General features: G+C 41.9%; 17 protein-coding genes. 3 read left to right on the top strand and 14 right to left on the bottom strand.

All coding sequences use genetic code 11. The annotated features are described in order from the left end of the window. Positions 1–25: 25 nt before the first annotated feature. The 5 genes from B0O44_RS16980 to B0O44_RS16960 all read right to left on the bottom strand — a co-directional run bounded on the left by B0O44_RS16980 (position 26) and on the right by B0O44_RS16960 (position 5,082). Positions 26–913, bottom strand: coding sequence for an ROK family protein (locus B0O44_RS16980; protein ID WP_110833156.1), 888 nt, complete (start codon positions 911–913; stop codon positions 26–28). 51 nt (positions 914–964) lie between these two features. After that, complete coding sequence (locus tag B0O44_RS16975; protein WP_110833153.1) at positions 965–2,386, bottom strand: glycoside hydrolase family 125 protein; 1,422 nt, start codon at positions 2,384–2,386, stop codon at positions 965–967. 167 nt (positions 2,387–2,553) lie between these two features. After that, positions 2,554–3,570 (bottom strand): LacI family DNA-binding transcriptional regulator, encoded by a 1,017-nt coding sequence (locus B0O44_RS16970; RefSeq protein WP_110833150.1) that lies wholly within the window; start codon positions 3,568–3,570, stop codon positions 2,554–2,556. A gap of 1 nt (position 3,571) precedes the next feature. Further along, positions 3,572–3,751, bottom strand: coding sequence for a hypothetical protein (locus B0O44_RS16965; RefSeq protein WP_110833148.1), 180 nt, complete (start codon positions 3,749–3,751; stop codon positions 3,572–3,574). 119 nt (positions 3,752–3,870) lie between these two features. Next, complete coding sequence (locus B0O44_RS16960; RefSeq protein ID WP_110833147.1) at positions 3,871–5,082, bottom strand: alpha/beta hydrolase family protein; 1,212 nt, start codon at positions 5,080–5,082, stop codon at positions 3,871–3,873. A 162-nt stretch (positions 5,083–5,244) separates the two neighbouring features. On the opposite strand from B0O44_RS16960, the gene B0O44_RS16955 reads away from it, so the two are divergent. Next, the gene (locus tag B0O44_RS16955) at positions 5,245–6,090 is read left to right on the top strand and encodes a GNAT family N-acetyltransferase (protein ID WP_110833145.1); all 846 of its coding nucleotides are present in this window, start codon (positions 5,245–5,247) and stop codon (positions 6,088–6,090) included. Positions 6,091–6,112: 22 nt separating this feature from the next. Here B0O44_RS16955 and B0O44_RS16950 read toward each other — a convergent pair whose 3' ends face one another. The 3 genes from B0O44_RS16950 to B0O44_RS16940 form a co-directional block, all read right to left on the bottom strand. Further along, positions 6,113–6,829 (bottom strand): DUF4397 domain-containing protein, encoded by a 717-nt coding sequence (locus B0O44_RS16950; RefSeq protein ID WP_110833142.1) that lies wholly within the window; start codon positions 6,827–6,829, stop codon positions 6,113–6,115. A gap of 128 nt (positions 6,830–6,957) precedes the next feature. Beyond that, the gene (locus B0O44_RS16945) at positions 6,958–7,554 is read right to left on the bottom strand and encodes a GIN domain-containing protein (RefSeq protein ID WP_110833139.1); all 597 of its coding nucleotides are present in this window, start codon (positions 7,552–7,554) and stop codon (positions 6,958–6,960) included. Between the two features lie 153 nt (positions 7,555–7,707). Beyond that, positions 7,708–8,562, bottom strand: a complete 855-nt coding sequence (locus B0O44_RS16940; protein ID WP_110833137.1) for an EamA family transporter — start codon at positions 8,560–8,562, stop codon at positions 7,708–7,710. A 170-nt stretch (positions 8,563–8,732) separates the two neighbouring features. Here B0O44_RS16940 and B0O44_RS16935 point away from each other — a divergent pair, with 170 nt between their 5' ends. Then, the gene (locus B0O44_RS16935; RefSeq protein ID WP_211321402.1) at positions 8,733–9,212 is read left to right on the top strand and encodes an Lrp/AsnC family transcriptional regulator; all 480 of its coding nucleotides are present in this window, start codon (positions 8,733–8,735) and stop codon (positions 9,210–9,212) included. A gap of 9 nt (positions 9,213–9,221) precedes the next feature. After that, positions 9,222–10,169, top strand: coding sequence for an EamA family transporter (locus B0O44_RS16930; RefSeq protein WP_211321401.1), 948 nt, complete (start codon positions 9,222–9,224; stop codon positions 10,167–10,169). An 80-nt stretch (positions 10,170–10,249) separates the two neighbouring features. On the opposite strand, the gene B0O44_RS16925 is transcribed toward B0O44_RS16930, so the two are convergent. The 6 genes from B0O44_RS16925 to B0O44_RS16900 form a co-directional block, all read right to left on the bottom strand. After that, positions 10,250–12,901 carry a glycoside hydrolase family 2 protein gene (locus tag B0O44_RS16925; RefSeq protein WP_110833133.1) on the bottom strand — a complete coding sequence of 884 codons (2,652 nt, stop codon included), beginning with the start codon at positions 12,899–12,901 and terminating at the stop codon, positions 10,250–10,252. Continuing rightward, the gene (locus B0O44_RS16920) at positions 12,902–15,202 is read right to left on the bottom strand and encodes a GH92 family glycosyl hydrolase (protein ID WP_110833600.1); all 2,301 of its coding nucleotides are present in this window, start codon (positions 15,200–15,202) and stop codon (positions 12,902–12,904) included. It lies immediately after the preceding gene. An 86-nt stretch (positions 15,203–15,288) separates the two neighbouring features. Next, positions 15,289–17,193, bottom strand: a complete 1,905-nt coding sequence (locus B0O44_RS16915) for a SusD/RagB family nutrient-binding outer membrane lipoprotein (RefSeq protein ID WP_110833131.1) — start codon at positions 17,191–17,193, stop codon at positions 15,289–15,291. Positions 17,194–17,211: 18 nt separating this feature from the next. Next, positions 17,212–20,349, bottom strand: coding sequence for a SusC/RagA family TonB-linked outer membrane protein (locus B0O44_RS16910; protein ID WP_110833129.1), 3,138 nt, complete (start codon positions 20,347–20,349; stop codon positions 17,212–17,214). Positions 20,350–20,442: 93 nt separating this feature from the next. Beyond that, positions 20,443–21,621, bottom strand: coding sequence for an ROK family protein (locus B0O44_RS16905; protein WP_110833126.1), 1,179 nt, complete (start codon positions 21,619–21,621; stop codon positions 20,443–20,445). Between the two features lie 138 nt (positions 21,622–21,759). Then, on the bottom strand, positions 21,760–22,446 hold the full coding sequence (locus B0O44_RS16900) for an SIP domain-containing protein (RefSeq protein ID WP_110833124.1): 687 nt from the start codon (positions 22,444–22,446) through the stop codon (positions 21,760–21,762). Positions 22,447–22,486 lie beyond the last annotated feature (40 nt).

Raw genomic sequence — 22,486 nt, 5'->3', positions numbered from 1 at the left:
AGGTTGGTTTGTTTAACCATTAAATTTACTTTAATTCTGCAGTTTCCAGTCTCCCCCAAAGACTTGCAGCACCGATCAGGGCCGCATCTTCCTTGAGTTCCGCAATTTTTACTTTAGCTGGTATAGGGTATTTCTGAAATTCCTGTTCCAGTTCGGGTAAAAAGCAGGGATAGGCATTAGAAATATTTCCCCCCAGCACAATCAGGTCGGCGTCTTGCTGTTGTACGACCATATGGATAAACTGTCCCAGATGATGTGCAAATTCTCCAAACATTTTTTTTATTTCCGGACTTCTGCCGGTGCTAAGGTCAAGTTCTTTTACTCCCGCAATTGTATGTCCTGTCAATTCAAAATACCGTTTTATAAACCAGCGGGTTGACAGGTAATCTTCGGCAATACCCTCCTTAAATTTTGCATTCCACAGGGCTGCATCAGTCGCTTGTCCATTTGCACAAAAGGCAGCCCCAAGACCAGTACCCAAAGTGAGCCCAATCACTCTGGAAAAATTTCTGGCAGCCCCGCCAAAAACTTCTCCCTGCAGAAAACCTGCCGCATCATTTATAAAGCGAATTTCTTGTTCTTTTATATTTAAACGACGGGCCAGTTCGGTTTTTATATTGACCTGGTACAGGGTCCTGAACTTATCCTGGTCTCGGATCAGCGAAATACCCGCTTTGTAATCAAAGGGGCCGGGCATAGCAATTCCTATATTTTTTTGAAGCCCTGTACCGCTTTTAAAAACTTCCCGGATTACCCCACACCAGTGGTCTAAAATAATTTCGGCAGCCTCATCGGACCTGACATATTTTCGCTGACGGGAGCCCTCCAGCAGGCTTCCTGTTTTCAAATCGACCAGCGCAGCTGTAATGTGAGAGCCGCCTATATCAATGCCCAGCGCAACGGAGTTTTTCATTATGTGTTTTTCGCTTATTTTAGTATCTATCAGTCTTTTTCTTTAAAATGATCAGGCTTTTAAAAGCTCAGGCATTTCATGATAAGTTTTCCACAACAATTCACCAAATAAGGTATTAGACCAGGCAAACCAGGCCCTGGTGAAATTGGAAGGATCGTCTTTATGGAAGGACTCATGCATAAAGCCTTTTCCTGCGTGGGTTTTCTGCAAACTTTGTATACACCTTTTAATTTCTTCCCGGTCTGAAGAAGTTAAAGCCCTCATGGTAATGCTCATTGGCCAAATCATATCTTGTCCAACGTGTGGCCCACCTATCCCTTCGGCTGCTGTTCCTTTAAAATAAAAAGGATTGTTTTCAGATAAAACAAATTTTCTGGTGTTCTGATAGATCTCCTGTTTAACATCAATAGCGCCCAGATAAGGTAAAGCCAAAAGACTTGGAACGTTGGCATCATCCATCAGATAGGTATTGCCAAAACCATCCACTTCGAATGCATATATTTTACCATATTCAGGGTGGTTCACAATGCCATATTTTTGTATAGCAGCCTCTACTTCAAGGGCAAGTTTTGTTAATTCAGCGGCTAAGGTTGTATCTTTAAAAATAGCCGTTACCATTTCAGATGCTTGCTTTAAAGAACTAACTGCAAAAAAGTTGGATGGGATCAGAAATGGAAAAATAGTGGCGTCGTCACTTGGACGGAATGCAGAACATATGAGGCCAACTGGTTTCACAGGAAAGCCATAACCTGCCATAGGTTGTGAATCGGTGGGCTTGAGGGTTTCCCGCTGAAAATGATAGGGCCCATTTCCACTTTTGCGTTGCTGGTCCTTAAAAGTTTTCAAAGTCAGTTTAATGGCTTCTTTCCAATCTTCTGTAAAGGGTTGGCTGTCCTTGGTTTTTTTCCAGTAATGATAGGCCAGGCGCACCGGATAACACAGAGAATCTATTTCCCATTTCCTTTCGTGCACCCCTGGAAGCATCGTGGTCTGATCACTTTTCCATTCCCCTACTTTATTCGGGTCTCCATAAAATGCATTTGCATAAGGATCCTTTAAAATACATTTGGTCTGGTGGAAAATGACACCGGCAATTAACTTCTTTAAAGGCTCATCTTCATTTACAAATTGCAAATAGGGCCAAACCTGGGCCGAACTGTCCCGGAGCCACATGGCATCAATATCTCCGGTAATCACATACGTATCCGGATGTCCGTTTTCTTCTTTGTAATAAACAGTTGTATCGAGCGTATTTGGAAAACAGTTTTCAAATAACCAGCAAAGTTCCGGATTTTTTACTTTTGCTTTAAAAGTTTGTATCGCAGCATCTACAGACTTGCTTTGAAAATGTCTTTTTCCTGCGGCAACCCTTACGATTGGAAAATCAGCCGGGGCAGCAGCAAATGAAATCTTTGAGGCAAGTACACCTGCACCCAACAGGCTTGTATTTCTGATAAATGTTCTCCTTTTCATAAAATCTGGATATTAGGTTTCCGGTGCACGCACCGTTTATTTGGTTTTTATATGGTCCTGGTTCAAAGCGTTTGAATACAAATCATTAGATTTTGCTAAAACGTTTTATTAACAGATGCAATAATAATAAATTTACCCTTCCGCTCAAATAAAATCTGGCCTTAAAATTAACTGGACCGGACCAAAAGTTTTGCTGCCAGAATGACCTTTTGCGGAGCGGGTAGCTGATCTGCGGACAATTGCTGAAAGATCAGGTTAATGATATTTTCTGCAATTTCTTCCAGGGGTTGTTCTACAGCTGAAATCTGTGGTGTATGCAGTTTAAAAACCTCACCGTCATCATAAGCAATAACGGAAAAATCCTTGTCAATTGCTTTATCCATCTGTTTTAGCGCAGTCAGCCCGCTAATGGCCAGATAGTTTGTAGCAAACAACACAGCATCAATTTCAGCATATTGATTGAAAAAATGGATCAACTGCTGAATCGTTTCTTCTTTCGGTTGTGCAAAAGGTATGCGGATGACCAGTTCAGCATGAAAAGGTAACTCATAATCCAGGATGGCCTGCCGGTGTCCTTCACTTCGTTCATTGATTTGCTCCACGGATAAATCAACGGTAACCAAGGCAATATTTTTTTTCTTCCTGTGGATAAAATGTTCTGTCGCCTGATAAGAAGCCTTAAAGTTATCCACTCCTACATAATTGGCATTCAGACCGGGTAAATAACGGTCAAACAATACCACGGGTTTGTGTTCTTTGATCAGGCCCTGGATTTCTTCCTCTGTCCCACCTGCGGGTGAAATGATATAGGCATCAACCTGTCTGGATTTAAAAAGATTAATGAGATCTTTTGCTTTTCCGGGCTGATTTTCTGTACTGGAATAAATAATCTTATAATCCTTTTTATAGGCTTTATCTTCAATAAGCCTCGCAATCCCCGCAAAAAAAGGATTTGAAATGTCTTCAACAATTAATCCGATAATTTTAGAACTTCCCGTGCGCAGGCTTCGGGCTACCTGGTTTGGTTTAAAGCCATCTTCCTTAATGATCTTTTCCACTTTCTCTATAACAGCGGTACTGATGTTTTTTTCTACCGCCTTGCCGTTCAGAATAAAGGATACAGTCGTAATGGATACATTGGCTTTTTTTGCAATGTCTTTTATAGAGAGGGCTTTGGATGACATATTAAATCTGTTTAATCCTTTTCTTTGCGGTGAATAAAATACCAATGAAAATTAAACCGATTGCTATTCCATAAAATAATCCGGTCAATAGATCCGAAAGAGACAAAAATCTTCCGGCCATCAGGTTCAGTGCCAGGAGCAGCAAACCAGCTGGTATACAAAAATTAATATTGCTTTTCATTTTAATGCTTTATAGTCAATTTTAGAAGAAACCTTCACCTATTTCATTTGTTTGATTTTTATGTAAAGATCTTTACCAAAGCTATAAATTATTATGGTTTATTTTCTGACATTCAGATCTTATTCCGGCTCTGAAGTGCCAAATTGAATTTCGGAGGAAACTTCCAGTCCTCTTTCGTCTTCAACAGAAAGAAACCAGGCGAGAGTCTCTTTAGAAGGTTTTTCCAGGAAAAGGTGCTGGTTTTCAATCCTGACCGGCTTCTTTTCCCATTGTTTAGCTTTCCAAGGAGAATTATGGTCCAGGGTATAATTTAAAAAGGCCTGACGGAGCGGAACCGGAGAACTGATCTGAACAGTTATTTCTTTTTTTGTGGTTTTCAAAGGACCAAAGACAGGGAGCGCAGGGGTTCCATTCAGTTCATGCCCAATAAAATCATAGATTTCTTGATTTCCCCAGCCATGCGCATGGTTGTGTTTAAGCCCGATTTTAATAGATAAGCTTTTTTTTGTAGCCAACCGATAAGTCCTGGCATAGGCGTCCAGAAAAAAATGTCCGTCATTTGTACCATTGATAAACAGCACGGGCATTTTAGACCGACCAAGGTATCTGGAAGGATCAAAAGCTCTGATCCATTGGTCTTTATCCTGATCAGATAAAAGATCCAGGTCCTTTTTCATTGCAGTATCGTAAAAAAGATAACCGCAACCATATACAGGGACAGCCGCTTTAAAACGGTCATCAAGACCCGCCAGCAATGTGGTAATGATTCCACCCCAACTGATCCCGGTTAGCGCTGTTCTGTTGCTGTCGACTTCAGGAAAGCTTCGGATCAGATTATGCGCCAGGATTACATCCGCAACAGCCTGATACATCCAGCTATCCCTCAGGTCTGATGGAATCGTAAAATAGGGCGTTTTTCCATCAGGTTCTTCAAATCCACCTTCTATATGTTTTTTATCCGCATCATTTCCTCTTAAGTCCATTGCAATGGCCGCGTAACCTTTTTTTGCCCAAAGAATCGCCCATTGCTTAAATGCAGTCCCACCACCACCATGTACAAGCACTACAGCCGGAAATTGGTGATTTTCTGACTGCTTTCCCTTTATAGTTGCCGGACTGGCATACCAGGCGAAAATATTTTTACGATGTCCTTTATAAGAAAGTCCCTGATAAATCATTCCTATGGCAGAATCACTTGAAACAGTTTTGTAAAAGGGCTTTTCAGCAATTTCCTTTACATCCCAAAGGCTTCCTTTAAACTGTCCATAACTACGGGTATAACTACACCACAACAGAATAAGGACCAGATTGACTTTAATACACTCATGCATTGTTCAAAAATAAAAGATCCGTAAAAACGGGCATCAACTCAACTACCCTTTTATTAAACGTTTTATACATCAGAACGACTCCTGGAATTAAATTAAATTTTTCATTTATGTAGTTCGATACATATCTTTAGTACATCAATTAAATACTTAAGATTTACACCCATGATTACCTTCAACACCCTTGAGGACCAAAATTTAGCCGAACTGACCACCGTTTTTAACCTTGCTTTTTCTGATTACATGATTAAATTCCAGCTCAGTGAGCAAGCCATGGCCATAAAGCTAAAATCAGAGAACATCTCCCTTGCTTATTCCGCTGGGGCATTTGAAAATGGAAAACTTGTCGGCTTTATTTTAAATGGTCTGGATACCATCGGCGGCAAACAGCTTGTGTACAATGGGGGGACTGGCGTAGTTCCGGATCAAAGAGGCCAAAGACTTCCTCAAAAAATGTATGAATTTATTTCTCCCCTGCTGAAAAATGCCGGTTACACGCATCATTTACTGGAGGTTATTGAAGGCAATGAAAAAGCCATACGCAGTTATGAGAAAACCGGCTTTCAGATTTTGAGAAAATGTGGTTGTTTTAAAGGGATTGTTACCGGAGAACCGGCCGCAGGGATTCTGGTGGCACCAATGACTGATCCAGACTGGACAATACTGGAATCTTTCAGGGACATTGAACCGACCTGGCAAAATTCTACACCTGCTGTGTGCAGGGCAATGGAGCAGTATATTCTGGCCGGAGCTTACATTGGGTCGGAATTGACGGGTTATGCTGTGATGGATCCGGTAAACGGCCGGATCAAACAATTTGCAGTGCAGCCTGAATATAGAAGAAAAGGTGTAGGAACAGCATTATTTCGGTATATGAACCAGAAAAGCCAAACAGGCAGCATCAATTTCATTAATTATAATGAAACCGATACCGGCGCCTGGATATTTTTTGAAAAACTTGGATTAGAACGCTTCATCAGCATATTTGAAATGGGCATGACTTACGCATAGGGAGGTCATGCCCGCATCTTTTTTAGTAGGGGAAAACTTTTCCGGTAAAGGCCTGGTCAGTCCCTGTCGGCTGAAGCAGCCCCAGGGCAGTCACTGTATAATATTTCCCTTTGGCCAAAGTAATACTGGCTAAAGCAGCACCTTTCACTGTTCCTGTCGCCTTATCCCTGATCTCAAATACATAGTCCTTGGGGTCAACTTCTGTGAACGCACTGCTGGCTTTATAAACTTTATCACCAATAAGTACCGCTCCGCCCTTCACTGCCAGATCAAGAGAAGCCGCATCGGGAGATAAATTGATAAAGCGGACAAAGGCTTTTTCTCCGGTTTTGCTCAGATCGTCATTGATCAGCAGATAATCTAGTTTGTCTGCTTTATCAATTAAAAAAAGACTGTAAGCCTTATCAGGAGCAAGACTGATGTCTTTAGTGATCACACTTTCGGTATTGCTCGCAATGGTAAACTTAGCTTTATAGGCTCCTGATTGCCATACCTTTGGAGAAACAGCCCCTGCAAAAGGCAAGGCAGCCGCCCCATTTGCCTTCTGGTCATTCAGGTAAAAGTTATAGGTAGCCATAGTCGGGGATGCATTTACAACCGTAAGGGAGGAGCCCTTAACATCGGGCGCCTGGTCTTTGGAACAGGATTGAAACAACAGACTGCCTAGGGCTAAGGCCAGACCGGTCAATACTGGGTGAAGGGATCTTGAAATCGATTTTGCAAATAAAGTCATCATCATGTTATTAAAGGGTTTCTAAAGGTTTTTTAACTGCCTAAACGGCCCCTTTTCTAAAAACGCTACAAACAGAACCACAAGCCCGAAGGAAATGTAATTCTGTTTTAAATAAATGATGTTTTTTGGCTAACTTAATGGACCTGTCCAGCTAATTTTTCATCTGCCAACAACAACTGGTAAGGAATCGTATCTGTTTTTAATGCACTAAACTTTTCCATCTTCAGATTGGAAACCTTACCCCTGACCAGAACATGCTCCTCCGTTGAACCTGCTAAGTGTAGTTTAGATTGATCTTTGAGCTGGGTGTACAGCGCTTCGGTATGGATATTGAGTTCTGCCCTGGCCCCGTCATGCAATATGACCTGCAGGAGCTTCAGGTTAAAATTTCCACTTGTCCTTACAACTGCCGTATTTGAAGCCTCAATTCTTTTCAGATTTTTAAGGTAAATGTACAGCACCACAGGCTCGTTTTGTTCTGAGTTGATCAGCAGCTTTTCCCCTCTTTTAGTAACTGTTAACTCCTCAGCAGTTCTACTGGTAACGATTTTCATAGAACCCTGTATTTTCTGTATCAGATAAACCCTCACATTCCCGCGGAGGATAATCATATCAATTTCTGTATTTTGCTGATGTTTTAAAGTATCAGTAACAGGGGCCGCTAAGCTGGCAGATGTGAAAACGGCAACTGCTGCCATTACGGTTAACCATCTTTTAATTAAATTTTTCATATCCCTAATTTTTGTTTTACAAATTCAAGGATAAGACCCGCTTTAACAGCAACAGGTTGCACCCCTGCTGCTCCTTATTTTAAACAAATCATCCACACAGCCCTTTTCATGGCAAAAAACAAGGATTTCAAGAAAAATAAAATATTTTTTTTATTACAAAGCTGGTTTTCTTGCCGTTAAGGTGGCCCCTCCACTTGCAATGACAACCAGGGCCACAGCAAGCCATTCTTTAAAAGAAAGGTGTTCATGTAAAAAAAGCAAACCACACAATGCTGCAATAGCAGGTTCCAGACTCATCAGGATGCTAAAAGTTCTTGCCGGTATTTGACGCAGCGCTTTCATCTCCAGGGTAAAGGGAATGGCACTGGACAACAAGGCAAGGGCAAGGGCAGACAAAAGGAGTGCCGGGCTCAACCGCGCAAAGCCTCCACCCTCAATTCCAAAGGGCAGGATCAATAGGGTCGCAAAAATCATCCCAACACTTACTGCGTCACTTCCTTTCATCAATCTTGAAATTTTGCCCCCCATGACAATATATCCGCCCCAGAATGCACCAGCCAACAGGGCCAATGCGACTCCAACAGGATCAATTCCGGATGTCGTCCATGGAGCAATTAAAGCAATCCCTGCACCAGCGAGCAATATCCATAAATAATCCATCAAACGTCTTGAACCAAAAATAGCGACCATTAAGGGGCCCATAAATTCGAGTGTTACCCCAAGTCCAAGAGGAATTCTTTTAATGGCCATATAAAATATAAAATTCATGGCGCCCAGACATAACCCATAAGGAATAACTGCTTTCCATTGAACAGAAGTCAGGTTACCGAGCTTAGGACGGTTCACCGCCAACAGAATAATAGCAGAAAGACCAATGCGTAGGGAGGCCGTAGCCGCAGCACCCAAGACAGGAAACAGACCTTTTGCAATTGCGGCTCCCGCCTGCACACTGATGATGGCTAAAAAGACAGCTGGCAATGGTGGCAGATCAAGGAGTTTTTTTTTCATTGGATATTTTTTTAAAGGTACAAATAGATCCGGACCGAACAGCGATGTTTCCTGTTCAGGGCGACAGATAAGCGCCCGAAGTATTTCAGCTCAGGCTACAAATATAGAACAAAAAACATAATTTTTAATAAAAAAATGAATATAATTCAGAAAATTAATATATTTACAGAATGATAGTCGAAAACAATTTTTCTTTAGACAAAGTTGACCTGGCCATTTTAAGGCTGATGCAGGAAAACGCCAGGATATCCAATGTTCAAATTGCGAAAGACCTGGAAATGGCGCCTTCTGCCATTTTAGAGCGCGTCAAAAAACTGGAACAAAGGGGCGTCATTGTTCAATACACCACCCGGATTAATCCGGCCGCAGTAGACCTGAAGCTCCTGGCTTTCATTTCATTAAAAGCATCCGATAGTATTGGCTGTGCGGATACAGCAAAAGAGTTGGCAAAAATTGAAGAGGTCCAGGAAGTACACATTATTGCAGGTGAAGATTGTTATCTGGTTAAGGTAAGAACATCCGATTCTGCCTCTTTAATGGCCCTGATGCGCAACTCCTTTAGCAAAATCAAAAACATACTCTCTATACGGACCACCATTGTTCTGGAAACTTTAAAAGAACAGCAACAGTTAAAAATTCCTGAAAACTAAATACGCCTAATGATGTCCAGCTCTACAAAAACCGCTTCTCCTATTTTAGTTTATGTGGCATTTGCCACCGTTTACATTGTATGGGGTTCCACCTATTTTTTCATCCAAAAAGCACTCACAGGCTTTCCTCCTTTTATACTGGGTGCTTTCCGTTTTATATTGGCAGGGCTCATTTTAATGAGCTGGTGCAAATTGAGGGGAGAAAATGTATTTGACCGTAAAAGCATCAAAACAGCTGTTGTCAGCGGCTTGCTGATGTTGGGTGTGGGCAATGGCATCGTCATTTGGGTAGAACAGGTGATCCCCAGTGGACTGGTTGCCATTATGGTAGCCTCTGCAGCCATTTGGTTCGTCATTCTGGATAAACCAAAATGGGGAGAAAACTTACGGAGCAAATCTACTGTTGCTGGTCTTATCGTTGGTTTTATTGGGGTTATTTTTTTATTCGGAGAGCAGCTTCTTCAAACCCTGAATACACCTCAAAGTACTTTCCAAATCATTTCAATGTGCTTGCTGGTCATTGGACCTATAGGCTGGGCTGCAGGTTCTTTGTATTCAAAACATCATGCCGACAACAAAATTTCTGTGTCGGCCGGAACCGCATGGCAAATGCTGGCTGCTGGTTTTGCCTTTCTGCTGGGCAGCTTGCTGAATGCAGAACACAAACATTTTCAATGGTCTGAGGTCCCAGCTGAAGCCTGGCTTTCGATTATTTACCTGATTTTATTTGGCTCGATTGCCGCCTTTAGTGCTTATGTCTGGTTGCTTACCGTCAGGCCGGCCACACAGGTCAGCACCTACGCCTATGTCAATCCGGTTGTTGCAGTTTTATTAAGCTTGTTGTTTACAACAGAAAAAATTAGTCTGATACAGGTCCTGGGCCTGTTTATTATTCTAGCCAGTGTTTTACTCATCAATCTTGCCAAATACAAACAAAACAAACTGGCTACATCCTGACTAGGGAACATTGAATCCAATAAAAAAAGCCCTGAACCTTTGAAAGTTCAGGGCTTTTTTTATTGGATTCAATTGCAAATCTATTTCAATCCTGTATAAACAGCATCTACGTTCCATCCCGAAACCGTTACCCCATAGCTCTTTCCATTTTCAGGCCGGTATTCAATTATAATCTTTTTCTCTGTTCCAGGGGGCAAAGAAATATAATTCTGGTCATAAAAAGCCGGTAGTATCCGCTCTTTTGTCGCCTGATCGACTAAAGAAACACGGTTAAAAAAAGCAACAGGGTTTTCGGATGGATTAAACAGGTTCACCTCAATTTTATTATTTTCTAACTGACGAAGGCTTATTTTAAGCTCTGCTTTTTTCATTTTATTCAAACCAGAATAATTTCCTTTCTGATCTGCCATCCAGTAAAAGTTGTCACTTAATACTTTTTTATCTTTATCCAGTAATTGCAGGGATAAAAAAGAACCTTCTTCAGCAGATAAAGCTTCCACACTTTGTTTCAAAGAAGAGATCTTCTTCACAGCTGAAGGTTCCACATAGCAGAAAATCTGGTTGAGCAGCTTTGACTTTCCTTTCATGTCATAGGAAGTAGCCACCAGCATCAGGTCCCGACGCTGTTCAAAGCCATTATTTGCAATCATGACCATACCATCTGCAGGATTGTACATGGCATGTAACATTTCACTTCCTGCGCGCAGCCCATACAAACAAGCATTCGGGTCCAGGTAATAATCGTACATCTGTCCCCTGGTTGAAGTCCATGGATTTTGTGTTTTCCAGATAATCACTCCCGTATACCAGCTCCACATATGAGCACTAAAACCTTCAATAAGCCCACGGTACTGGTCATAATTAACCAGCTGGGCCTTGTTTGCAAAGTCCTTAACATCATCGGGCTTACCGTATGGTAAAATAAAGGATTCATAACCTACCCCATCGTAGGTATGATAAGTCCAGACCGAATCGACCTTTTCTACAGCCCGGCCTTGTTTATCCTTTCCGGTATACTCGGGTGCAATCAGATTTTTTTCAGGAATAAACCTTTTCAATGACTCATAATCACCTACACCAACTGATCCAACTTCCGAATTAAAAGGAAAAGTTCTGTTTTCCCAAAAGGTATGGACAGGTTGTATCGTATAAGGGCCGTCTCCATTTCCGCCAAGATTGTTCAGTGACATATGGTCTGAATTGGAATAATCTACAAACCACCTTGTTCCGTCCAATTTAGGTAAAATCGAGTCCCTAAGCGGGATAAGAATATCATCAGGCGGCGTAATTTCATTTCCTCCACACCAAATGGCAAGGGAAGCATGATTTCTAACCATTTTTATCATATCTGTTGCAGACTCCAGAAAAAGGTGATGGTCGTCAGGATATTGTCTTCGGGTCCACTGATCTTCTTTTTTCAAAGGATCCTGCCAACGGCCATTACAATCACCAGACATCCAAAAATCCTGCATCACCAGTAGTCCATTTCTGTCACAGGCATCATAAAACTCCGGACGCTCTACCAGGGCACCTCCCCAGATGCGGATGAGGTTTAAGTTCATATCTTTATGATACCGGATTTCAGCATCATATCTGGCCTGTGAAAAGCGCAGCATCGCATCTGAAATGATCCAATTGCCCCCTTTAATAAAAATCTTCTGACCATTAACCAGAATTTCCCTGCTGCTGGTGGTGGCATTCCATTCAGTCTGGATTTCCCGTACCCCAAAACTAAGGGCCTGCTGATCGGAAAGCTGTCCGTTACTTTGGGTAAACTGAATACTTGTTTTATAAAGTTCCTGTTGTCCATAACCATTGGGCCACCATAAACGGGGGTTTTTCAACTCAAAATCAGGCAATTGAACTTCTGTACTTTGTCCTGCAGGAATACTGACTTTTGCCGAAATTTTCTGGCCTTCCAGCGTATAGGAAAGTACTCCTTCTACTTTTACAGATGACGCATTTTCCAGTTCAGCAGACATTCGGATCCTTGCCGGCTGCTGTTGCCCTCGGGTTGTTCTTTTTCCGGGAACATAAGTGATTACATGAGGATTTTTTAGCTTTACAGCACCTGTTTTTTCAATGTATACTTTATCCCATATTCCGGTATTGCGATCCCTGATCGGACGAATCCAGTCCCAACCGGCAGTATATTGAGGTGCTACTCCTCTGGCAATGGTCCCATCCCCCCCTTGTCCGCCATTGGGATCCCCAACGACATCGGCAGGATAAACGATAACTGCCAGGCGGTTTTTTCCATCCCTGTTCAACAAGGAACTAATGTTAAAAGCCCGGCGGAGGAACATTCCTTTATAAGGCGTTTTATTTACTTTTTTACCATTTAAAAAGATGTCACAACTGTAATTAATCCCTCTGAAATTAAGCCACACCTGCTGTCCGGATGCCGGAAAAACCTCCTTAAAGTCTTTAACAAACCAATAGGTATAATAATCCCTTCCGGTTACATAAATATCCGGGATCTTCTGGTTGTTCATCCCGAAAAAAGGATCCGGAACCTCTTTATTGTTCAACATGGTGGTTAACACTGTACCTGGTACAGTTGCCGGTTTCCAGCCGGATAAAGTATAACCAGTGGCAGAAATTTGTTCGCCTGTGGCTTTGACCTGTTTCAGCGGTAAACATTTCCAGTCACTGTTGAGTTCATACGCGCTTTGGGAAAATCCCAGACTGCATGTAGCTATTAATAAGAAGAGTAAGCTCAGTTTTTTCATTTATTTTTCGGAGTAAGGTCTGTCTGTTGTGTTAATTCCCCAGGTGGCCGATGCTTTGCTTCCCATTTCAATAACCATGTTACCTCCGGCAACAAGCTCTTCATGAGTAATATAGGATTTAGCATAAGCTTTCCCGTTAAGAGTAATGTGCTGGATATATTTATTCACCGCCGAATTGTTTTTTACCGTTACTTTAAAATGCTTACCATCCTGAAGTTTCAGCACCGCCTCGTTAAAAACAGGGCTCCCAAACACATACACACCGCTTGATGGATTGACCGGATAAAATCCAAGGGCTGAAAACACATACCAGGCAGACATTTGTCCAACATCTTCATTCCCGCATAATCCATCAAATTTATCCGTATACAAATGGTCCATAATGTAGCGGACTTTTTCTGCTGTTTTATAAGGCTGCCCCGCATAAGCATACAAATAGGTAATGTGATGACTCGGTTCATTCCCATGTGCATACTGACCAATCAATCCACTAATGTCTGGTGATGCTTCTTTACCCATATCCCCTTTAAGGATAAACAGGGAATCCAGTTTGGCAGCAAATTTTTGATCTCCACCCAGAAGTTTAATCAGGCCCTGAGGATCTTGCGGCACCAGCCATAAATACTGCCAGGCATTGCCTTCGGTATAATCATTTTTGCGGTGAATGGACTCAAAAGGGTTAAAGGGATTTCTCCATTCCCGATCTGATACCTTAGCCTGCATAAAACGGGTTTCAGGATTAAAATAATGAACATAGTTATGCCCGCGTTTGTTGAAGTAGTCGTATTCTTGGGTTTTACCCATTTTTTTTGCGACCTGCCCAATGCTCCAGTCGGCAATGGCATATTCCATTCCTATAGATACAGATTCTATAAGAGAGTCTGCCGGAATATACCCCAGTTTTTTAACATAAGACAAACCTCTTTCGTCGAGCATGGCGGAGTTTTTCATGGCTTCAAAGGCAAGTTTGGCATCAAATCCTTTAAATCCTTTCAGATAAGCTTCAGCAACTACTGCAATACCCGGATTTCCAACCATGGTATTGGTTTCATTCCCCATCAAGTGCCATACAGGTAATTTACCTTGTTGCTGGTAAATGGCCAGCATGGTATTGACCATATCATTTACTCTTTGAGGTTGCAGCAATGTAAACAAAGGATGGGCTGCCCTATAGGTATCCCAAAGAGAAAAAGTAGTTAAATTGGTAAAATTCGCCTTCCGGTAAACTTTTTTATCGGTGCCCAGATAATCTCCGTTATGGTCATTAAAAACCGAAGGTGCAATCATGGTGTGATAAAGCGCCGTGTAAAAAGTTCTCATCCGGTGCAAGTCATTTGTTTTTACACTCACCTTCGATAATTCCTTGTTCCAAGCCTGATCGGCTTTTTGAACCGTTCCAGCAAAATTCCAGCCCGGGACCTCTGCTTTGATGTTTTGTGCAGCATTCTCCATACTTACCGGTGAAATGCCAACTTTAACCAAAATCTGCTCTCCTTTTACAGTAGAAAAGTAAGCAACGCCTTTAAGCTGGGTCCCTTTTGGATCTTTATCTGCATTTAGCCCCAGGCTATCATACACCAGGAATTTTTTGATGGGCTTGGAAAAAACAGCGTTGAAGTAAATGCGTTGGTCCTTTGCCCAGCCGGTAGAATATCGATAACCCGCAATGGTTGTATCGTTCAATTGCTGAATATGTGTTCCGGTACTTTTGTCCCAGCCAATACCTTCTTTCAGGTCAATAATAATTTTTGCATCAGCAGCCTTTGGAAAGGTATATTTATGAAAGCCCACCCTTTCTGTTGCCGTCAGTTCTGCTTTGATGTCATATCTCTTTAATCTGACACTATAATAACCCGGCCGGGCACTTTCTTCTTGATGAGAAAATAAGGAATAATAGCCGCTTTTCTGATCCCCCGCCACGCCTTTGGTTAGCTTCACCACTCCGACGGCCGGCATCATCAGCACATCACCCAAATCACCAATTCCTGTTCCACTGAGGTGTGTATGGGCAAAACCCACTATCGTAGAATCGGAATAATGATAACCCGAACACCAGTCCCAACCCTGTGTAATATTGGTTGGTCCAAGCTGTACCGCCCCAAAAGGCACATTGGCCCCCATGAAAACATGCCCGTGAAAGCCTGTTCCAATATAGGGATCTACATAGTCAGTTAAACGTTTTACTAATGGTTGTTTCGCATTTTGCGCAAAGATTTGGTTTGTATTAAAAGGCAATGCCAGACAGCAACCTATTAAACCTTTAACCAAAGTCTTTGTAAAAGTGGATTGGTTACAAGACATTCTGATTGTTTTAAATGGATCGTTTAAATTAGGTTTTTTTTTATAAAAAAAGGGATGTTTTTTAGAACATCCCTTTTTAAATTTAATTATGGGGTCTTTTGTGCCCACCATAAAGGAGTAAGCACTTCATCAGGACCCGACAAAGCAGTAACGGCCTGGTTATAGCCATTGATATTGGTATTCCTTAAACTCGAAGGATACCTTAAACGCTGTGGTAAAAACTTGACACTTCCGTTCATGTAAGTGGCATCAGTTAATGCAGGCAAGGTCTGGATCGGGTTTTCAGTAACCGGGTTTTCAAAGAAAGGAAGACCTAATCTTCTGTGGTCATTCCAGGTTTCCAATGGCAACCAGGGAGTTTGCGCAATAAATTTTTGAGTAATAATTTTTGTCAAATGATCGTTTTTCACAGTACCATTCTTGTAAAGATTATTTTTAGGGTAATCCAAAGTCAGTGTCCCCGCAGTTCCGGTCATTCCGTCTTCATACCTCATTACCCTGGAAACAGGCTCAGCGGTATGTGCCCAGCTTACAGAAGTTCCAACCCTGTTATAATCTTCAGAAGCCAGGTAACCCCGTAATGGGATGCCCCAATATTCAAAACTTTTTGCAATCCCTGTTTCATAAGCAGTTTGCGCCGGGACAGGAGAGTCCCATCCTTTTTCGGCAGCTTCGGCCAAAAGGAAATATGTTTCCCATGGTCCAAAAAACAATCTTTTCTGAGTGCTGTTTCTAAACTGCATGTTGATCCTGGGCATGGTCCCCCCATAATTAACCAATTGATTTAATTGGTCCTTGGACCCCCAGTCCCCATCTGTTTTGGCATTCCAGGTATATTTGGCATCTACTTTTTTCTCTGAACCATCCGGGCTCTTCAAAAGTCTTTCCGTAATGGTATCATATCCTGAATTCTGCTTAGGGTAATTCGGATTTGTCAAATCACCAGGTATGCTAAACAAGACATAAGCTCTCGGGTCAATGCTAAACGGCAGACCATTAAACCAATATCCTGCCTGAGGGTCATTTGTTTTTGTACTAAACTGTACAGGGTATTTCTGTCCAAGCCAGTCCGCCGGTTTAATTGCCACCTGAAAATCAGCCCCAAGCTGATCCGCGCTTTTTATTCCCCCCAAACCGACAAAAACATTATTCATTGTGGCAGATAGCGGTTGTGTATCCCATGAACGGGTCATTACGCCTGTTAAGGCATCCCATCCATCCTTTTCCTGAACCTGAAAACTCTGTTCTTTCAAGGTAATATAATCCTGAGTCGCTGCCGCCAACTGAAATTCTGACCTTGCTTTAGAAGCATCAACTTCAGATAAACGCATGGCCAATCGCAAACGCATAGAAGTTGCATATTTTCTCCAATTTGCATAATTATAAGCATAAGCAGGGTCTAATTTTTTCAGGTCATCCGATGGGATCATGGTCACATCCAATTTGGAAGAGGCATCTTTAAGTTCATCCAAAAGATAATAATAAACCGTTTTAACGTCCGAAAAATCGGGATTAGAACCTTCAAAAGCCTTAACAGGTATTGGTCCAAAATTATCCGACATCTCGCTCATTAAATAAGCCCTCCAGATACGGGCAACCTGGATTAAGTTATTGGTATAGGGTTTTGATGTGCCTGCACTGATCTGTTTCTGGCCAATCTGGATACCAGTATTGGCCATATTTAACCAGCTCGATACCTGATCATAATAAGCAGAAGTCCAGCCATCATTATAACTCCCCACAGAAATGGTTCCCCCGTCCACGTCCGCTGCCTGTCGTCCGGCAGGTTTCCAGTACAATACAAAAGAGCGTTCTGCCACATCTGGGTTCATCTGGGCAGAAATAATAGAGTTGTTTATAAAGTATTCCACCTGCACCTGATTTTCATTGGCCGCAGTAGGGTTTACATTGATTTCATCAAATTTTTTACAGGATGCCAGGACCAGGGTCATTGCCGCCAGTACCCAAGATTTTTTTATGAGATGTTTCATCGTCATATGCTGATTAAATTAAAAGCCTAAGGTTAAATTAAAAGTGAACGTACGCGTAGTCGGCGGACTAGAATTTTCAAATCCCGTAGCATTGCTGCTGGTCGCAAAAACAGATTCCGGGTCAACCCCATTCATGTGACTGGTAATCAACCACACATTGTTGCAGGACACACCGATCTTTGCACGCTGGATTGGCGTATGGGCCAATAATTTAGCCGGAAAATTATAACTCAGGTTGATGTTACGGATCCTGATGTTTGAAGCATCATAAAGGTTGGCTTCGGTGATGCCCAGATTTCCCGGACCGGCAACTGCCAACCAGTACAGCTGAGGACTTACACCTTTTGTATTTTTATCGTATTGCTTGGTTGCCGGATTATATATGACCCCATCGGCAACAATATTTTCCCGCTGACCATTCACAACAGTATTGGCAGCAGTACCACTTCGCTGCATCAACGCATTTGTGGTGGAGAAAATTTTTCCTCCGAAACGGCCATCAACAAGAAAGGAAAGGTTAAATCCTTTATAATTAAAGGTATTGGTAATTCCTACCAGTGCAGAGGCTTGCTGATTACCCAGTTTTACATTTTGTTCCCCTCTTTGCGGCAAGCCATTCGCATCCAGCAACAACTGTCCAAAGGAAGGACTGCCTGCATCTGTCACCCTTAAAAATTTACTACCATAAATTTCACCATATTTCCCGTTTTCCATGGCAACAACACTAATGTCATCAAAACCATCAAGTTTATACAACGGAACCCCAGGATAAATAGACTTGATCGTATTGTTATTGTGTGAATAGTTAACAGCCATATTCCAGCTGAGTCCAGTAGGGTTATCCAGTATTTTTGCATCTGCCATAATTTCAACTCCGGTGTTCTGCACATTTCCGGCGTTAATGATTTTATATTTGTAACCACTGAGCGGGTCCATTGGAAGCCTGATCAGTTGATTGGTGGCATTGGATTTATATACAGAAAAATCCAATCCAAACCGGCTTTTGAAGAAACGAAATTCAGCCCCTGCTTCGTAAGACCTGATCAGCTCACTCTTTACATCAGGGTTAAATAAAACCTCTCCTCTTTGGGCTGTGGTATTGTTGTTTGGATCTTTGTTGATATCATACGTATTGTAGAGCTGGTAAGGATTCATGTCATTACCTGCGTTTGCAATTGACCCCCTTAACTTTGCGTAACTCAACCAGGAAGGCAGTTCTTTTCCAAGTTTGCTAAGCATTTCGGTAAAAATATAAGATGCACTTACAGATGGGTAAAAATAGGAACGGTTATTCGTACTTAAAGTAGAAGTCCAGTCGTTTCTGAAAGTTCCATCTACAAACAAGTAGCTGTCCCAGTTCAATTGAAATGTACCGTACAGGGAGTTCATTTTTCTTCTGATCAGCACCTGTTCAATAGTAGGTTTATTCTTACCGTTATTCAGGTAAAATAAATTCGGTACTTCCAGGTCTCCTGAATTGGAATTGAGCTGACTGTTTTCCTGGGACATTAAATTTCCTCCGACAGAAAATCCTCCGCCCAAACGGTCAAACACATTGTCTTTCTGCCCTGAAACCAAAAAACTTAAGTTTGTTTCTGTAAAAGTCTGTTTGTTTAAAGCGTATCTGCCTGTTGCAGTAGAAGGGCTTCCTGCATAAATTTTTTCCTCAGAAGTTGTGCTGTATTTATCTGTACCGGCCTTGATCTCTGCATTCAACCAGCTGTTAAAGTTGTACTTCAAAGATCCGTTCAAAAGAAAACGGTCACGAATATCCTGATTTAACCGATATTGTCTGGACCAATAAGGATTCAACTGAGAGGTCCTTGCATTATACCAGATCATCTTGCCTGCATTGTCTACAGAAGGATTAAACTCTGTAATGTCGAGTGATCTGGGAAAATTATACAGGTTAGAAAAGATATTATTTAAATTCGCTCCATTATTGGGTCTGTTAAAAGCGGCATTATTGCTATACTGGACTTTTGTATCGGTAACCCAGCGGTCATCCTTTCCGAACTTACTAACTGCTCTGGCTGTTAAGTTTGTTCTTTGCAATTTAGCTCCCGGAATGATACTTCTGTCATCTAAACGATTGAAAGATGTATAAATAGAAGTTGCATTGACCTGTTGCTGAAAAGTAACACTTTGATTGGAACTAATACCTTGCTGAATGTAATTTTTAATGTTATCATGAAGGGCCATCGGGATTTTTTGTCCGTTCCAGTTGTCAATGGTCTGGCCTGCAATTTTTGGTCCCCAACTCGATCCCGAGGTATTGTCAAAGGTGTTATTTAATCCTTGTCCAAAATCATTTTGCTGTTTTGGTGTGGTAAATACGTTCTCCAAACCTAAGGACGAAGAGACAGTTATGCCCAAACCTTTTTGTGCTTTACCACTTTTCGTGGTAATCATAATTACCCCATTACCCGCTCTTGAACCATAAAGTGCTGAAGCCGCAGGACCTTTTAAAACGGTGACGCTTTCAATGTCTTCAGGATTGATGTCGGACATCCCGTTTCCCATATCCGTTGGCGGATTAAAATAATCATTATTTGCGATCCCTTTTGTATTGTAGGAGCCCGTGAAATTGTTTACAGGAATACCGTCTACTACAATTAAGGGCTGATTATCCCCTGTTAAGGAATTGTTTCCCCTTAAGGTAATTTTAGAGGAACCTGCGGGCCCGTTACTGGACCGAGTCACCTGCAAACCAGCTACTTTTCCAGAAAGGGTATTGACCAGGTTTGGCTCCCTTGCTTCCACTAGGGTTTCTCCTTTAACTTCCTGTAAAGCATAACCCAGTGCTTTCTTTTCCCGCTTAATGCCCAAAGCAGTAACCACCACTTCGTTCAGGCTGTTGTTGTCATCTTGTAAAGTGACGTTAATTGTTCCTGCTGTACCCACAACGGTCTCCTGGACCTTATAACCAATATAGCGAAACACCAGGGTATTTCCGGGAGCCGCAGAAATTGTATACTTACCATTTGCATCAGTACTCACACCATTTTTGGTTCCTTTGACCAATACGCTCACTGCTGGGATGGGCACTCCCGCCGCATCTTTTACAGTTCCGGAGATATTTTTCTGAGCATATACTGTTACCGTCATCAGACTGAACAATAGCATGCCCAAATACCTTAAGTAAATTTTTGTCATGTTGTTGATTTTAGTTAGTAATTCGATTTAGTTTAGTTTATCAGGGGTTTTTTATAAGAATTAAAAATTTATTCAAACAGAAAATTAAAAGCTTTACCCGAAGGAACTGTGTTCAATAACCAGGCTTGCTGCAGCGAGTAATTCAGCATTAGCTGCCAGCTCTGACAGTACAATGGATGTCTGATCTGCAATTCTGGGAATACAAAACTCGTTGATGGCCTGTTGTATGGGCGGAAGTAATATTTTACCAGCAATTGCACCCCGGCCGCTGAGTACGATACACTCCGGGTTCATAATGTGGATTAAAGTAGCCAGTCCTTTTCCAATTAGAAAAGCGGCATCAGATAAAATAGAAACAGCCAGTGGATCCCTGTTGCTTGCAGCCTCCAGAAACAACTCATCGATATTACGGCTCTTGTCTTTAAAAAGTTCCTGCATACTGCTGGCTGCACCGCTTGCAATTTCTGCTTTCGCGCGTTCGGTCATTACCAATAGAGAGGTTTCTACTTCCAGGCAACCACGTTTACCACAGGAACACAAATTGTTGGTTTTAGATAATGGAATGTGACTGAATTCTCCTGCATAACCACTGCTGCCTCGGTAAAGCTGCCCGTTTACAATCATACCCAAGCCAGTACCCCAACCTATATTGGCCACCATCACGTCCCTTTTACCAACTGCAGCACCAAAGCGCAACTCTGCAAGAGCAATGAGGCTGGAATCATTATCCATAAATACCGGCAATTTTAAATGCCATTCCAGGTAATCCCCTAACCGGGAACCATCCCTTGGTTTTAAATGTGAATGATTCACGCCTTCTTCCCGGCTGATAAAACCAGGCATACCAATTCCAAGCCCCAAAAGGTTTTCAAAGGGAATACCAGAAGCCTTAATATGATCCTGTAAGAAAGAAATTAACTTATCTACAGCTGCGGGATCATCTGCGATGGAGAGTTCCAGTGATTGGACAGGCAAAACAACTTTATTGGAAAGGTCATAAATCACCATTCGGGTGATCAACTGATCCATAGCCACTGAAACAACGTATTTTTCCAGCTTTGGGTTCAGTAAAAACAAAGAAGCCCTCCTGCCTCCGGTAGATGGTGCAAGTCCCTGTTCCTCAATAAAACCTTCCTGGATAAGTGCATTGACCGCTTTTGTCACTACAGGCAGGCTCTTTTGGGTTAGCCGACTCAAATCCGTTAAAGAAAGTGGATGCCTGTAGTAGAGCTGTTTGATTAAATCAGCCCTGAGCAGCTGTCCTTTATCCATATTTTATTTTGTCTGATTTGGTTATTACCATCAAACTTAATAATTAAAGACTTAAAAACAACAAAACTTTTTAAATTATTTTTTAAGTAAACATCACTTTATAAATAAAAACCTAATTACATTGGAATATGACCATTTTTACTTCCAAAAGCCCTGAACCTTAACCCCTCCTCTAAAATCTTCCCTGCCACGCAAATGTTTTCTCAGCTGAAGCCCGGTAGGAATGTGCCCCGCGATGTAGATCTGCTGATCGTCAAGTGGCTGACGATCTATCCAGGAAACCAATGAAAAATCCCATTCCTTTTCTTTTAGGGGCTCTAACTTGGTGTCAAAATATTGTTTAAAAGCCTCAATATGTGCATCATGAAGAAGGCTCACCGCTCCATATACCTCTGTCTTTCCCTCTGCCAGTTGCTGCAGGGCCAGAAAATGTCCAACACTACTGCTGTCCCCAAGGCACAGCAACTGTTTTCCTTCAACGGGCTTGTGCATCGTTGCCCCAATTCCCAAGTATGGGATCATATCACCAGTATTCAGTGCAGATGCCCACTTACTTCCTGGTCCTTGGTGTGATGAGTTTACGTATAAAGTACAGGTGCGCGTCTCTTGGTCCCACATAGCGGGCGTATAATCCCGGTAGGTGTACTCTGCAACTTTAACTTTCATGTGTTGTACATGTTTCCACTTCTTCATATCTGCATCAGGAAGGTGCAAATCTATTTCAAAAAAAGTAGCAGGATCCCATGCCCGGACTTCCAGTACGCGGGCAAATTTTAAAAATTGCTTTTCAAAAGCAGCAAGTGCCTTTTTTTTAATACTGTTCATAAAACCTTTCTTTAGATCACAAAAAAAGGTTAAAAACAGG

Origin of the sequence: Pedobacter nutrimenti (assembly GCF_003208655.1) — a bacterium.
GTDB classification, from domain to species: Bacteria; Bacteroidota; Bacteroidia; order Sphingobacteriales; family Sphingobacteriaceae; genus Pedobacter; species Pedobacter nutrimenti.
The sequence above is the reverse complement of the archived record's forward strand: the minus strand, read 5'-3'. Positions and strand labels throughout refer to the sequence as shown.

Excerpts from the sequence above, each read along its gene's own strand:
- B0O44_RS16960 (WP_110833147.1), bottom strand. The coding sequence starts at position 5,082 with ATGCATGAGTGTATTAAAGTCAATCTGGTCCTTATTCTGTTGTGGTGT.
- B0O44_RS16970 (WP_110833150.1), bottom strand. The coding sequence starts at position 3,570 with ATGTCATCCAAAGCCCTCTCTATAAAAGACATTGCAAAAAAAGCCAAT.
- B0O44_RS16910 (WP_110833129.1), bottom strand. The coding sequence starts at position 20,349 with ATGACAAAAATTTACTTAAGGTATTTGGGCATGCTATTGTTCAGTCTG.
- B0O44_RS16950 (WP_110833142.1), bottom strand. The coding sequence starts at position 6,829 with ATGATGATGACTTTATTTGCAAAATCGATTTCAAGATCCCTTCACCCA.
- B0O44_RS16965 (WP_110833148.1), bottom strand. The coding sequence starts at position 3,751 with ATGAAAAGCAATATTAATTTTTGTATACCAGCTGGTTTGCTGCTCCTG.
- B0O44_RS16975 (WP_110833153.1), bottom strand. The coding sequence starts at position 2,386 with ATGAAAAGGAGAACATTTATCAGAAATACAAGCCTGTTGGGTGCAGGT.
- B0O44_RS16900 (WP_110833124.1), bottom strand. The coding sequence starts at position 22,446 with ATGAACAGTATTAAAAAAAAGGCACTTGCTGCTTTTGAAAAGCAATTT.
- B0O44_RS16945 (WP_110833139.1), bottom strand. The coding sequence starts at position 7,554 with ATGAAAAATTTAATTAAAAGATGGTTAACCGTAATGGCAGCAGTTGCC.
- B0O44_RS16955 (WP_110833145.1), top strand. The coding sequence starts at position 5,245 with ATGATTACCTTCAACACCCTTGAGGACCAAAATTTAGCCGAACTGACC.
- B0O44_RS16940 (WP_110833137.1), bottom strand. The coding sequence starts at position 8,562 with ATGAAAAAAAAACTCCTTGATCTGCCACCATTGCCAGCTGTCTTTTTA.
- B0O44_RS16930 (WP_211321401.1), top strand. The coding sequence starts at position 9,222 with ATGATGTCCAGCTCTACAAAAACCGCTTCTCCTATTTTAGTTTATGTG.
- B0O44_RS16935 (WP_211321402.1), top strand. The coding sequence starts at position 8,733 with ATGATAGTCGAAAACAATTTTTCTTTAGACAAAGTTGACCTGGCCATT.
- B0O44_RS16980 (WP_110833156.1), bottom strand. The coding sequence starts at position 913 with ATGAAAAACTCCGTTGCGCTGGGCATTGATATAGGCGGCTCTCACATT.
- B0O44_RS16905 (WP_110833126.1), bottom strand. The coding sequence starts at position 21,621 with ATGGATAAAGGACAGCTGCTCAGGGCTGATTTAATCAAACAGCTCTAC.
- B0O44_RS16925 (WP_110833133.1), bottom strand. The coding sequence starts at position 12,901 with ATGAAAAAACTGAGCTTACTCTTCTTATTAATAGCTACATGCAGTCTG.
- B0O44_RS16915 (WP_110833131.1), bottom strand. The coding sequence starts at position 17,193 with ATGAAACATCTCATAAAAAAATCTTGGGTACTGGCGGCAATGACCCTG.
- B0O44_RS16920 (WP_110833600.1), bottom strand. The coding sequence starts at position 15,202 with ATGTCTTGTAACCAATCCACTTTTACAAAGACTTTGGTTAAAGGTTTA.